The organism is Rhodococcus sp. SGAir0479 (assembly GCF_005484805.1).
Lineage (GTDB): Bacteria > Actinomycetota > Actinomycetes > Mycobacteriales > Mycobacteriaceae > Prescottella.
Genome location: NZ_CP039432.1, coordinates 2,420,938 through 2,433,761 on the forward strand (window position 1 = coordinate 2,420,938; position 12,824 = coordinate 2,433,761).

The following is a 12,824-nucleotide window of genomic DNA, read 5'->3' on the forward strand; positions in this document are numbered from 1 at the left end:
ATGGTCTGTCCGGAAAAACGTCACGGTCGACTGGCAGTACAGGGAGTCGGTCCGCGCAGCTGTGTGGACCTAGTCGCGCCGTTTGCTCCGAAATAGGACTTCCATCGGATCTTGAGGGCAGGGCGGTCGAGCTTGTGCTTCAGCAGACGGAACTCTTCGCGGATGCAGGCGGGGGTATGTAGTCGATCTGTGCTACGAATCGGCGTCTTTGGGGAGGATCCATGGCTAATTGGGCGCAGTTCTGGGCGGTTGACATGCACGTTCATACGCCAGGATCTCAGAATGCAAAGAGCGAGAACTACAGCACACCCGCCGAAATTGTTCATGCGGCTATTGACGCCGGCCTGGACGCCATGGATCATCTAGAGGGTGGTGCCACGCCTTTCAAGCGACGCTCGTCGAAATTGAAGGTCTCGGTCATGTCTGTCTTGCGAGCAGATAGTGGCATCCACAAAGGACAGTCTCTTTGCGATTTCGCCGAATCGGCGGAGCCGACGCGACCAACTCAATCGGTCGACACTCACCTGAGGAGAAATGGCTATGACTGGCCCACCGGGCGGCACCTACGAACGCAATGATGGGCACCTCATTAAAGTGCTGGAAGTACTCGATCAAGGCGAAGCCTTCTTAGGACGTACTTCCAATGGAAGTATTGCCCGGTTTTCGGTGGGGTCCGTAGCTGCTATAAACCGCGGTGATGTGATATTTTTCAGCGATCGAGGATGGGAGATCGCACCCCGAAGCGCCTGGCCTGAACTTCCTGAAGTCGCGATTGTTCGCCGGATTTTAGAAGACGGTGTACTGATAGAAGTAGGGTCAAGCATACGACTTCTTCCAGGGAAGCCAACAATTCAAGTCAGCGCCGGCAACACAGTACAGTTCAACGACGTCGATGGAATTACCAGGATTCTTCATGACTCGCCCGTTCGATACCGCGATTCCGGAGTCGATGACGATGGCCTTAACGAATACCTTGTTCAACTTGAAGAGGATGGGCCGGGGTTCGATTCGTTCGGCGGGTATCATCACGTACGCGATCGGGCCGTAGAGCTGATAGAAACACAACTAAAGAATAGGGATCGCCTTCGCGATATCGGCGCGCGCCAGATGAAAGGCGTCATATTTTCAGGTCCGCCAGGAACTGGGAAGACCCATCTTGCGCGCATCATCGCACGGGAGTCTGGAGCGGCATTCTTTCTCGTAAGCGGTCCATCGATTGTTAGCAAGTGGGTGGGGGATAGTGAGGAAACTCTTCGCCGCATCTTCGAGGCCGCGTCCAGCGAGGATCGTGCGATAATCTTTTTCGACGAGATCGACAGTATCGCGGAACGCCGAACGAGTGACTCTCACGAGGCATCCAAGCGAGTCGTTGCTCAACTGCTGACACTACTCGATGGGTTTGATCAAAAATCGAGTAATGTAGTCGTAATCGCTGCAACAAACCGTATTTCAGATATCGATGATGCACTGCTACGTCCAGGAAGGTTCGACTGGGAAATTTCGTTCGACTTACCGACCGCACAAGATCGCCATGAGATATTGGAAGCTAGCGCGCGAAATCTGGCAACACTAGACGATCTCCCAATTGCCGAGGTTGCCGCACTGACAGACGGGTGGTCTGCGGCTCGACTGAACTCTATCTGGACCGAGGCGTCGCTCGTCGCTGCTGGAGATAATCGAAGCTCTATTTCGGGCGAAGATCTGGCCCTAGCTTTCGAGCGCGTCGCTTCGAGACCGAGTCGAACCAGTAAGCAAGCGGAGGTAAGTCATGTCAATTAGGTCATGGTGGGCGGAATGGCGCCAAAGAAGATCCGAAACGAAGGATTTAAAGAAGAGTTCATCGCAGCGGCCCTTGCGCGAGTTTGTGTACCTTGATGAGGTCTCACTTCGCAGCCTCCTAACTTCCCAGAAAGATACAATTCCTGAGCAAGTGTCGCGAGCGATTTCACAGGCAGAGGAAGCTGAAGTTACGGGTAAGGTTGCAGCAGGCAACGATGTCTTGGGGAAGGCGGAGTTGGGCTCGCGCTTCAAGACTAGCAACTCTAACAATGTCCAGACATCACGAAAAGCGATCGTTCAAACCCTCTTCAACGAATTGTATGACGATGCAAGCATTGAGTATGCAATTAAGGTATCGAAGGTAGCACCTAGACCGGCCAGCAATGTTGATTCTGCCATTAAGCCAGTCGGTAGATACGGCGCAGTGCCGGCCAGTGTATTCACGCGCGGGACTCTCATCGAAGTGGAAGTGTCACTAGATGTAGACCCGGTATTCAAATTGAGAACCATGATGTCCGAGATTGAAGCGATGGCAAAAGAGTCCGGCGAGCTGTTTGGTTCCGCGGGGCAGGCTATGCTTCGCGAGGTCGGTCCGATGAACCAGTTTATTGAGCGCTTGCTCGCGGGCCTAATTCCAATTCGAGCGAAGGCAACTTCGCTGTCGGTGATCGAAGTCGATGGTCAGGAATATATCGTTGATAATAGAATCATCGATCAGATTGACGTCGTACGGCGCCCCCTTGAGGTTGTTGGCGTGACTGAGCATATTGGCTACTGGAAAGATATTCGTCGAGTTCTATTCTCATCGTCGAGGGTTAAAGTATTGTGCCGCGTAGCGCGAGACGGGATTCACCACCGTTGGACGCCAGTTAAACTTGCGCACTTGTTTAATGATGTTTCACCCGAACTCGCTGACCAGATCAACGAAGCTGGTCGCACTGGCATTTCCGGGCTTCGCGACTCCGGCGCAAGCGCTGATATCGGGGTGCTCCAGCAGGCTCTTCGGTTCTACCGGCAGGAGCTCGAGAAGGTCGCCGATGTCGAACTCGACGGAAAGGATCGAGACGAACTTGACGTTGAGCTGCAAGGTTTGAGTTCGGACGGGTCAACATCTTCGGTTCAGCGGCAGGCATTTGCGACAGTCTATCGCGCTGTGGCCGCAAAAAGCGGAAAGGAAGAACTTCTTAACCCGGACGCCGATCTTGCGGCAAGGAATTTCGCTCGTGCCTCGGCGGGGTTGTCGCTATCCCCAGCATTCGGTTCTCGTGTGGAAATCGCGACCCATGAGACAGAGAGGTCAAGCGAGGCCGATAGTAGACTTCTCGATGTTGAGTTTGTGGCAATATACTGGTAGTCACTCGCTCGGAATGCACACTATGGCAACCAGGAAGTAGGCATGTCCGATACCAACGTCCACTCAACGGGATCGATAGCTTCGTCGCAGCGGGCGTAGTAGCGGCTAGTATTATAGGCCGCTGGGGTCGTTGTATGCACGCCCGCTCGCTTAGACACCTTGCCGACCGTGCTCGCTCCGAGGCCAAACGTCTTTCCAATACGTTTTGCCAATCTGCACCGTTGATCACCCCTCCCGGTAGTGCGCCGATGGTCTGACGGTGTATCCCGAATCGCTCGGCCAGCTCGTAGGCAGTTGCATTACGGCGATACCCGTCGACGAACTTGTCGATCTCGGCAAGCATCGGCCAGTGGTTCGACCGGACGGCGGTGGGCAAGCATTGCGTGGCCGCCGTCTCGGTGCCACCTGGAAGTGCCGGCACAACGCATTCCTCGTCGATTATTCGCCGGAACGAACTTTTCCGGTTTGAAATGGCTTCACGCAGGAGCACTCGCGCGAAGCCACTCGGGCCCGTCCCAGGGGACAGGTTCAACCTGAAGTTTCACCCGGTCGAACACTCGATTCCCCCACACCGGGCGTTACCGTCTGTAGGTCGCTCGACCTCGTAACCTGATCTCAGGGGGAATACCTAAACACGCACTCACGGACCGGCGGCAGCCGGCTTGGCCGCCGTCACCCTATGTTCGTCCTCGCCGCGTGCCGGGATGATTCCGGTTCGCGGCGCCCGCAACGACGACCAACAAGACCGCCGTCACGTTCGCGGCGCAGGCCCCGGCATCGAGTCGCTCGACGACGCCGCCTCCGACTCCTGCACCGGTTGCCCAAGAGACCGCTCCCGCGCCTCGCGGCGCGCCTGCGCCGGTGGTGGCACCGGCGGCCGCGCGGGCAGCCGGCGCCGCGCCGATCTACCGCGGACAGCCCGGGTACGCCAGCAAGCTCGACCGCGACAACGACGGTGTCGCCTGCGGGTGAGTCGACGGGCGCTCCGGAACGGGTCCACGGGTGAAATCCGAGGGTGAGACTCGCAGTTTCAGGCCTTTCGGCTTGTTCACCCCCAGCGGTCCTGAGCTAACGTTCACTTGTCACCTCGAGTGACACGGTAGGTACGTACCCCCGACTATGTGCCTACCGGCGCCGGCCGGTGGTGGCAGGGAAGTTGCCACCGGCCGGCGGCCTAAAACCTCTCAGGTGTCCGGACTGGTCTCCGTCACGCGCCGCGCAGCCCGAGCCGTCACGAAGTCCCGCAACCTGGCGGCAGCGCCACCCCCAGCCCGTGCGGGCCGAGCGAATCGCAGCGTCTCGAATTCCGTGTTCTCGAACACCGCCCGAGGCGCGAATCCCGCTTTTGCGCACCACGACTCCGTCAACTGCCGCAGGTGGTACGACGTCGGATTCGCGATGGACGGTTCGTCGGCGACTTCGCTGAGAGCAATCCGGGTGCGCATGGCCAGTTGGTGCCCGGTCGCCACTTTCATTCGAATGTTCTTTTCCCCGAGCGGAATCGACGGTAGATCCCCGGGTGCCGGAATCACCACGGCGAGTTCGAGACTCCCGTCGCGAACCTGCGCGGCCAACGCCCTCCCCGTGTGCCTGCACCAGATGTAGGCTCACCCGCGGTGCGGCGCGAGGGCGGCGCTCATCAGCAGCTCTCCCGAGCACTAACCCGACGGAGCCCGGCCCGCCCCGAGGAACGGGGACGGGCCGGGCTCGTCGGGAAACGGGCGCTCGCTCTAGTTCTCGGGCGCCGGGGTGAATCCCTCGGGCGTCGAGAAGCCCTGGAGTCGCTGTTCACCGGTGGCGGCGGGATCGGGGCGGTCGACGGGGTCGGTGGCCGCGACGCGCATGCCGCTCAGGTCCGTGCGCATGTAGATCACGTTGTAGCGATCCCACGTGGTCAGCACGAAGTACAGATTGCTGTCACCGTTCCGGTTCGACCACGGATGCATGAAGCCGCCGTACAGCGACGGCAGGGTCGCCGACCCGATGAGCGTCTGCGAGCCGCTCCACGGACCCCACGGGTTGTCGGCCTGGCGGATCTTCAGTCCACCCGTGTCCGTGTACATCGCGAGGTACTTGCGCAAGTACGGATTCCACTGCACCGACAGCTCGCTCACCGACGACCCGATGACGGGCTCGGCGTCGGTGATGGTCGCGGACCAGTCCGATCCGTTCCAGTACTCGTACTTGCCGGGATCCACGATGTCGGCGTTGTTGGCCGGCACACGGGCGAGTCGAGCGGCCCCGGAACGCCCTGACGGCGTACCGAATTCGTAGACGTAGCCGTCCCCGCGATCCGGGACGAAGGCGCTCATCTGCCAGTTCGCGTTGGCCGACGAGAACGCCGGAATACCGTCGATCCCCAGGCCCTGCAAATTGGTACGGACCGTGGCCAGATCGGTGTTCCACGTCTCGCCGTTGTCGGTCGAGACGGCCATCCCGGAGTAGTTGGTGGTCCACTCGCCGGGGGTGTCCCACGACCGAACGGACATCCACCGCACGTACTGCACCCCGTCGACCGCGACACCACCGGTCGGGATGACGGTGAACTCGACGGGGCTGCCCGGCGGCAGGTTGAGCAGGCCGGCGATGACCTGCCGCGAGAAGTTCGTGGTGCCCGGCGCGAGCGGCGAACTGTCGATCCGCATGCCGTCGGACAGTGCGGTGTCGGCACTGCGGAACAGCACGTTGCTGCGCCACTGGTCGCCCTCGATCCCGCAGTCGCCGACGGTGTCGCCGAACAGCATCATCACGTCGTGGTCGGCGCCCTCCTTGCCGTTGTCCCACATGATGCCGAGGTCGGTACCGGCGACGCTGTACTTGTCGATGGTCTTGTTGGGACTGCCCGGGCCGGTCACCATCTCGAGGGCCTTGGTCTTGCCGGACAGCACCGGCAGGGCGCCGTTGGGCGCGCCGGTGATCCACGGCAGCGAATTGGCGAGCGAACCCGTCGCGCCGCCGAGGCTGCCGGCCCCCAGGCTTCCCATCACGCTTCCGGTCAACCCGGAGCTGCCGAGGCTTCCGGAACTGCCGAAGTTCTGGCCGCACGGCCCACCGGCCGCCGATGCGGGCGTGGCCATCGCCACGGACAGACCCGCGGTCACCGCGGCCGCCGACACCGCGGCGGCCCACCTCCGATTCGCTTGCCTCACAGAGTGCGCCCTTCCGTCGTTCGATCGAGGGAGGCAATCCGCACGGTCCGCCCGCGGTCCCCCCGAGGCTCTTCCGTAAAGAGCAAACCATGGACGTTCCGCCCACGGGTATCACCACTCCGGCGCAGGGGGCTCCGAGACCGACCCGAGACCACGACACCACGCGTCACCAGGGTCTTCTCGACGGTTCACCGGGCGGGGTCGGCCGCGTTCTTCGCATCCGTGTAACAGACTGTTTACACGTGGCTAATCTCACTTTCCGCAGGTAACCGTCGAAGTCGAGGGCCCTCGCGGACTATCGTGTAACAGAAAGATTAATAACTTCTCACGGAATCTGGTAGGTGAAAGTGTCTGTACGCGACCGCGTCGAGGAGATCTACAAGCAGGTGCTCCTTCGCAATGCTGGCGAACCGGAGTTCCACCAGGCGGTCGCCGAGGTCTTCGAATCGCTCACCGTGGTGCTCGATCGGCACCCCAACTACGCGGACGGCGCGCTGATCGAGCGCCTCTGCGAGCCCGAGCGGCAGATCATCTTCCGCGTTCCGTGGCAGGACGACAACGGCAACATCCACGTCAACCGTGGTTTCCGGGTGCAGTACAACAGCGTGCTCGGCCCCTACAAGGGCGGCCTGCGCTTCCACCCGAGCGTGAACCTCGGCATCGTGAAGTTCCTGGGCTTCGAGCAGATCTTCAAGAACTCCCTCACCGGCCTGCCCATCGGCGGCGGCAAGGGTGGCTCCGACTTCGACCCCAAGGGCAAGTCCGAGTCCGAGATCATGCGTTTCTGCCAGTCGTTCATGACCGAGCTGCAGCGTCACATCGGCGAGTACACCGACGTCCCCGCGGGTGACATCGGCGTCGGTGGCCGCGAGATCGGCTACCTGTTCGGCCAGTACAAGCGCCTCAACAACTCGTACGAGTCCGGCGTGCTCACCGGCAAGGGCCTCACCTGGGGCGGGTCGATGGTCCGCAAGGAGGCCACCGGCTACGGCGCCGCCTACTTCGTCGGCGAGATGATGGCCGCCAAGGGCGAGAGCCTCGAGGGCAAGAAGGCCGTCGTGTCCGGCTCGGGCAACGTGGCGATCTACGCGATCGAGAAGATCCGCCAGCTCGGTGGCACCGCGATCGCGTGCTCGGACTCCTCGGGTTACATCGTCGACAACAACGGTCTCGACGTCGAACTGCTCAAGGAGATCAAGGAGGTCCGTCGCGGCCGCATCTCGGAGTACGTCGACGAGCGCTCCGACGCCCAGTTCTTCCCGGGTGGCAACATTTGGAACGTCCCGTGTGAGATCGCGCTGCCGTGCGCCACGCAGAACGAGCTCGACGACGTCTCCGCCAAGACGCTGGTGAGCAACGGCGTCAAGGCCGTCGCCGAGGGCGCCAACATGCCCACCACCCCGGGCGGTATCGCGGTCTTCCGCGAGGCCGGCATCGCGTTCGCGCCGGGCAAGGCCGCCAACGCCGGTGGTGTCGCGACCTCCGCGCTGGAGATGCAGCAGAACGCCTCGCGCGATTCCTGGAGCTTCTCCTACACGGACGAGCGCCTGTCCAAGATCATGCGCGGCATCCACGAGCGCTGCTCCACCACCGCCGAGGAGTACGGCAAGCCGGGCGACTACGTCCTGGGTGCCAACATCGCCGGCTTCGTGAAGGTGGCCGACGCGATGTTCGCCATGGGCATCATCTGATCGAGCTTCACCGAAAGGTCGGGCCCGGCACCTGCGACAGGTGCCGGGCCCGACCTTTGCAGTACTGCGTCAGCCTTCGTCGGCCGCCGCGGGTTCGCCGTCCTCACGTGCCTTCCGGGCGGCCTCGCGCATCTCGATACCGTCGGTCACCCAGTCCCCCACTTCGCGGGTGACGTCCCGGACCGCGCCGGCGATGATCACTGCGATCCTGCCGACGTGCGTGGCCGCGGACTCGGTGAGCTCCTGCACCGTGTCCTTACCTCGTTCGAACTTCCCCACCATGTTCGACGCGCCTCTCATGCAGCGGTTTTCCGATGCTCGACGATAACACCGCGAGCGGGCGTCCGGCCGACGAGCGACGGCGGCAGGGCCAACCGGAAGATCTTGGCCCACACCGTGCCGATCTGGTGGAAGAAGCCACCGGTGTTGTACGGCAGGCCGTAGCGTTCGCACAGCTCACGCACCCGCGGCGCCATCTCCGGATAGCGATGCGCCGGGATGTCCGGGAACAGGTGGTGCTCGATCTGGTGCGACAGGTTGCCCGACATGATGTGGAACAGCGGGCTGCCCGTGATGTTCGCGCTGCCGAGCATCTGCCGCAGGTACCACTGCCCCCGGGTCTCGTTCTCGGTCTCCTCCTCGGTGAAACTCTGTACCCCCGAAGGGAAGTGGCCGCAGAAGATGATCGAGTACGCCCAGACGTTGCGCACCACGTTCGCGGTGGCGTTGCCCAGCAGCGTCGAGACGAACATCGGCCCCGACAACACCGGGAACAATACGTAGTCCTTGAGGACCTGCCGCCCGGCCTTGCGCCACCAACCCTGGACCAGCGGCCGGACGTCCGCCCAGCGGCGCTTGCCCTGAACCACGTTCTCGGCCTCGAGGTCGTGGAGCATCACGCCCCACTCGAACAGGAACATCAGCGCGGTCGCGTACAGCGGATTGCCCAGGTAGTAGGGGTTCCAACGCTGCGCCTCGTCCATTCGCAGGATGCCGTAACCGATGTCCCGGTCCCGACCGACGATGTTGGTGTAGGTGTGGTGCATGTAGTTGTGCGAGTGCTTCCACTGGTCCGCGGGACACACCGTGTCCCACTCGAACACTCGCGAGTTCAGGCCCGGCTCACGCATCCAGTCGTACTGGCCGTGCATGACGTTGTGGCCGATCTCCATGTTGTCGAGGATCTTCGAGATCGACAGGGCACCCACACCGGCGAGCCAGAACGGCGGCAGGAAGCCGAGATACATCAAGCCACGACCGGCGACCTCGAACCCCCTCTGCGCTTTGATGATCCGGTAGATGTATTCGCGGTCGGCGGCACCGAGGTCGGCGACGACCTCCGCCCGCAGCGCGTCGAGCTCACGCCCGAGCGCCTCGACGTCGTCGTAGTCGATCACCGTGAGGTCGCCCGCGGGTTCGGGATCGCGTCCACCGAACCGCAGGAACCCGGGCATCGAGAGGAAGCCGGGAAGGCTGAGTCCGAACATGGGTTGTCCTCCTTCGAGTGGGCCGGACGGGTCAGACGTCGATCTCGACGTCGCCCACCGGCGCGGAGATGCACAGCTGGATCGGTTGGTCCGGGTCGTCGTGCGTGTCGCCGGTGAGGATGTTGCGAGTCCGGCCGGACCGCTTCACCGCCGTGCACGAGAAACAGATCCCCATCCGGCAGCCGTGCTCGGGTTGCAGGCCCGCCGCCTCGGCCTGTTCGAGCAGGCTCCGCCCCGAGTCGTCCGCCGCCACGCCGCTGCGGGCGAACGAGACCACACCACCGGTGGGGCCGGCGGGAACGACCGGTGCGATTCGGAAGCGTTCGGTGTGCATCTGTTCACCGAAACCATCGGCGTCGAGCAGCTCGCGAACGGCCCCCGACAGCGTGTCCGGACCGCACACGAACACCTCCGACGCGGGCCCGAACCACGGCGCCACCTCGTCGAGGTGCGCGCGCCGGAAGCGGCCCTCGGCCGCCGTCTCCACGATCCGGACGGTCACGTCGCCGCGCGTCTCCGCACGGTCCCGCAGCTCGGCGAGGACGGGCACGTCGTCGAGCGTGCGGGTGTAGTGCAGGAACGCGACCGGGCCTGTGAAGCCCTCGTCGCGCAGGGTGCGCAGCATCGACAGCACCGGGGTGATCCCGCTGCCGCCGCTGACCAGGACGACCTCGCTCGGGCGGCGGCGAGGCAGCACGAATTCGCCTGCCGCCGCGGAGAGGTCGACGACCATGCCGACGGCGGCGTGCCGCACGAGGTACTGCGAGACCAGCCCATCCGGGTGCGCGCGCACGATCAGTTCGACCGTGCTCCGCCCGCCGGACTCCGCCCCCACCGGGGAGTAGCACCGGGTGTGGCGCACTCCGTCGATCACCACGCCGACCTGGACGAACTGCCCGGCCCGGAAACCGCGCCACTGACGGGTGGGGCGGAGTTCGAGCACGACGGAGTCGGCGGTGGGGCGGTCGACCCGCACGATGCGGGCACGCGTCTCGCGGGCCGTCACCATGGGGTCGAACAGCTCGAGGTACCGGTCGACCGCGTGCGGGGTCGCCAGCGCCTCGACGAGCGACACGATGGGACGCAGCACGGCGGAAGCGGGAGAACTCGTCGTCATGATCATCTCCTCACGCGGGACTTTCAGTGCACAGTCGTACACTGATTAGTGTGAACGCGGTTACCCCATACCTGTCAATCCCGGTCGAGAGTGATGCCGGTCACGCGGCAGGTGATCCACGTGCCTAGACTCGACGCCGTGACCGAACCGGTGGAGACGCGTGCGCAGCGCAAGGAGCGCACGCGCCAGGCGTTGCTGGAGCGCGCACTCGAACTCCACGCCGATCGCAGCTTCGCGAGTGTGAGCCTGCGGGAGGTCGCGCGGGCCGCGGGCATCGTGCCCACCGCGTTCTATCGGCACTTCGCGTCGATGGACGAGCTCGGGGTCGCACTGGCGGAGGACAGCATGCGGGTGTTGCGACGCCTGCTGCGCGACGCGCGCCGCACCCCGAGCGCGACCACCGCCCGGGCCTCGCTCGACATCCTCGTCCGGCAGGTGCACGCCCACGAAGCCGAGTTCCGGTTCGTGGCCCGCGAGCGCTACGGCGGCATGCCCGAGGTCCGCCGCGCCATCGCCACCGAACTGCGCCTGTTCGTCAGCGAACTCACCGTCGACCTCGGGCGCATGCCCGCACTGTCTCACTGGGAGGTCGAGGATCTCGAGATGGCCGCCGACCTCATCGTGCAGACGATGCTCGGCGCGGTCGTCGACCTGCTCGACGCGAATCGCCCCGGCTCGTCCGAGGAACGCGCCGTGATCGCGCGCACAGAGAAGCAGTTGCGCCTGATCATGATCGGCATCGGCGGCTGGAAACCCGCGCACCCGTAGCCGTTCCGCTACCGTGGCGCCATGACTGCCGAATCACGCGCCGACCGAGTTCGCCTGGGCGAACTGACTTTCGACGTCACCGTCGCGGGGCCCGACGACGGCACACCGATCGTCCTGCTACACGGCTTCCCGGAGACCTCGGCGTCGTGGCGTCCGGTCACACCTCGCCTCGTGGGCGCCGGCCTGCGGGTGATCGCGCCCGACCAGCGCGGCTACTCCCCCGATGCCCGGCCGGCCCGGGTGGAGGACTACCGGTTCGACCGCCTGGTCGGCGACGTCGTCGGACTACTCGACGCGTACGGCCTCGAGGCAGCCCACCTGGTGGGCCACGACTGGGGGCCGCCGTCGCGTGGCAGGTCGCCGGCAGTCACCCGGATCGGATCCGCAGCCTGACTGCGGTCTCGGTGCCGCACCCGGCGGCGCTCGGCTGGGCGCTGCGCGAGGACGCCGATCAGCAGCGCCGGTCGAGTTACATCGGCCTGCTCCGTACCGAGGGGAAGGCGGAAGACGTTCTCCTGGAGGACGGCTCACGGCGCCTGCGGGCGATGTTCGGCGACGGCATCGACCCCGCACTGGTGGAGGAGCACCTGCGTCGGCTGTCCGAACCGGGCGCGCTCACCGCGGCGATGAACTGGTACCGCGCGATGGACCGGGAGTTCGGCCAACTGCCCTCGGTCCGGGTGCCGACCACCTACGTGTGGAGCACTGCCGATCCCGCGCTCGGCCCGGCGGCGGCCAAACGTTGTGGCGAGTTCGTCGATGCGCCCTACCGTTTCGTCGTGCTCGACGGCGGCAGCCACTGGATCCCCGAGGAGCATCCGGACGCGCTCGCCGACGCGGTTCTCGCCCGCGTCGCGCAGGTCTGAGGGCCGCTCACACGCGGAGCAGCACCTCGAGCTCGTCGACGACGGCGTCGAGCGGCGTCGACGTGCCTTGCGCCTGCGCCAGCACGAGTGCCCCCTCGAGGGCGCTGACGACCAGCACCGACAGGGCCGTCGACCGCTCCTCGGCCACGCCGTCCTCGATCAGGCTCGCGGCGATCGACTCGCACCACTGGGTGAAGGCCACGCCCGCGACCTGGCGGGCACCGCGCTCGGTGCCCAGCGCGGCCGCGACGATGGGGCATCCGGCGGCGTATCCGGAGGCCTCGAGTCCACGGCGCCACAAGCCGACCAGCGCCCGTAGCGCCGAGACGGTGTCGCCGGAGCCGAGGACCCGCGCCACGCCGCGACCGAGCTGATCGGCCGCCGCTCGCGTCGCCTCCTCGACCAGCTGCGACTTGCCGCCGGGGAAGTGGTGGTAGATCGAGCCGCGGGGCGCGCCGCTGTGCGCCAGGACGTCCGCGAACGACGTGGCCGCCACGCCCTGTTCACGGATCAACGCGACCGCACTGTCGATCATCGCGGCACGCGGACCGCTGCCGGGCTCGTGTCGCCTCGCCATGTCCCCACCTCCCACTGCGCATGGTTGCCGCTCGGT

General features: G+C 64.5%; 11 protein-coding genes and 1 pseudogene. 6 read left to right on the forward strand and 6 right to left on the reverse strand.

Going from position 1 to position 12,824, the window contains the following annotated elements:
* Nucleotides 1–540: 540 nt before the first annotated feature.
* The 3 genes from E7742_RS11375 to E7742_RS11385 all read left to right on the forward strand — a co-directional run bounded on the left by E7742_RS11375 (nt 541) and on the right by E7742_RS11385 (nt 4,105).
* Nucleotides 541–1,779, forward strand: a complete 1,239-nt coding sequence (locus E7742_RS11375) for an ATP-binding protein (RefSeq protein ID WP_137799049.1) — start codon at nt 541–543, stop codon at nt 1,777–1,779.
* Nucleotides 1,769–3,133 carry a DUF6414 family protein gene (locus E7742_RS11380; protein ID WP_441346901.1) on the forward strand — a complete coding sequence of 455 codons (1,365 nt, stop codon included), beginning with the start codon at nt 1,769–1,771 and terminating at the stop codon, nt 3,131–3,133. Before E7742_RS11375 ends, E7742_RS11380 begins: the two co-directional genes overlap by 11 nt.
* Nucleotides 3,134–3,994: 861 nt before the next feature.
* Entirely contained in the window at nt 3,995–4,105 is a 111-nt protein-coding gene (locus E7742_RS11385; RefSeq protein ID WP_254699247.1) for an excalibur calcium-binding domain-containing protein, read from the forward strand.
* A gap of 212 nt (nt 4,106–4,317) precedes the next feature.
* On the opposite strand, the gene E7742_RS23770 is transcribed toward E7742_RS11385, so the two are convergent.
* Both E7742_RS23770 and E7742_RS11395 read right to left on the reverse strand, forming a co-directional pair.
* Nucleotides 4,318–4,668, reverse strand: a complete 351-nt coding sequence (locus E7742_RS23770) for a LysR substrate-binding domain-containing protein (protein ID WP_368076968.1) — start codon at nt 4,666–4,668, stop codon at nt 4,318–4,320.
* Nucleotides 4,669–4,863: 195 nt separating this feature from the next.
* Nucleotides 4,864–6,282: a DUF4185 domain-containing protein gene (locus tag E7742_RS11395; protein WP_254699248.1), complete on the reverse strand. Its 1,419-nt coding sequence runs from the start codon at nt 6,280–6,282 to the stop codon at nt 4,864–4,866.
* Nucleotides 6,283–6,629: 347 nt separating this feature from the next.
* Here E7742_RS11395 and gdhA point away from each other — a divergent pair, with 347 nt between their 5' ends.
* Entirely contained in the window at nt 6,630–7,973 is a 1,344-nt protein-coding gene (gdhA, locus tag E7742_RS11400) for an NADP-specific glutamate dehydrogenase (RefSeq protein WP_137801163.1), read from the forward strand.
* A gap of 69 nt (nt 7,974–8,042) precedes the next feature.
* On the opposite strand, the gene E7742_RS11405 is transcribed toward gdhA, so the two are convergent.
* Genes E7742_RS11405 through E7742_RS11415 form a run of 3 tightly spaced genes read right to left on the reverse strand, consistent with a single transcriptional unit; the run spans nt 8,043 to nt 10,577 of the window.
* On the reverse strand, nt 8,043–8,255 hold the full coding sequence (locus tag E7742_RS11405; protein ID WP_137799051.1) for a hypothetical protein: 213 nt from the start codon (nt 8,253–8,255) through the stop codon (nt 8,043–8,045).
* Between the two features lie 14 nt (nt 8,256–8,269).
* Entirely contained in the window at nt 8,270–9,460 is a 1,191-nt protein-coding gene (locus tag E7742_RS11410) for a fatty acid desaturase family protein (protein ID WP_137799052.1), read from the reverse strand.
* A 31-nt stretch (nt 9,461–9,491) separates the two neighbouring features.
* Nucleotides 9,492–10,577: a ferredoxin reductase gene (locus tag E7742_RS11415; RefSeq protein WP_254699249.1), complete on the reverse strand. Its 1,086-nt coding sequence runs from the start codon at nt 10,575–10,577 to the stop codon at nt 9,492–9,494.
* A gap of 93 nt (nt 10,578–10,670) precedes the next feature.
* Here E7742_RS11415 and E7742_RS11420 point away from each other — a divergent pair, with 93 nt between their 5' ends.
* Complete coding sequence (locus tag E7742_RS11420) at nt 10,671–11,345, forward strand: TetR family transcriptional regulator (protein WP_137799054.1); 675 nt, start codon at nt 10,671–10,673, stop codon at nt 11,343–11,345.
* A 21-nt stretch (nt 11,346–11,366) separates the two neighbouring features.
* Nucleotides 11,367–12,211 (forward strand): annotated as a pseudogene (locus E7742_RS11425) (alpha/beta hydrolase).
* A gap of 7 nt (nt 12,212–12,218) precedes the next feature.
* Here E7742_RS11425 and E7742_RS11430 read toward each other — a convergent pair.
* Nucleotides 12,219–12,788: a TetR/AcrR family transcriptional regulator gene (locus tag E7742_RS11430; RefSeq protein ID WP_137799055.1), complete on the reverse strand. Its 570-nt coding sequence runs from the start codon at nt 12,786–12,788 to the stop codon at nt 12,219–12,221.
* Nucleotides 12,789–12,824 lie beyond the last annotated feature (36 nt).

Bases quoted from the DNA above. Each gene is read 5' to 3' on its own strand.
- E7742_RS11405 (WP_137799051.1), bottom strand. From the start codon at position 8,255: ATGGTGGGGAAGTTCGAACGAGGTAAGGACACGGTGCAGGAGCTCACC.
- E7742_RS11430 (WP_137799055.1), bottom strand. From the start codon at position 12,788: ATGGCGAGGCGACACGAGCCCGGCAGCGGTCCGCGTGCCGCGATGATC.
- E7742_RS11420 (WP_137799054.1), top strand. From the start codon at position 10,671: ATGCCGGTCACGCGGCAGGTGATCCACGTGCCTAGACTCGACGCCGTG.
- E7742_RS11415 (WP_254699249.1), bottom strand. From the start codon at position 10,577: ATGACGACGAGTTCTCCCGCTTCCGCCGTGCTGCGTCCCATCGTGTCG.
- E7742_RS11380 (WP_441346901.1), top strand. From the start codon at position 1,769: ATGTCAATTAGGTCATGGTGGGCGGAATGGCGCCAAAGAAGATCCGAA.
- E7742_RS11410 (WP_137799052.1), bottom strand. From the start codon at position 9,460: ATGTTCGGACTCAGCCTTCCCGGCTTCCTCTCGATGCCCGGGTTCCTG.
- E7742_RS11375 (WP_137799049.1), top strand. From the start codon at position 541: ATGACTGGCCCACCGGGCGGCACCTACGAACGCAATGATGGGCACCTC.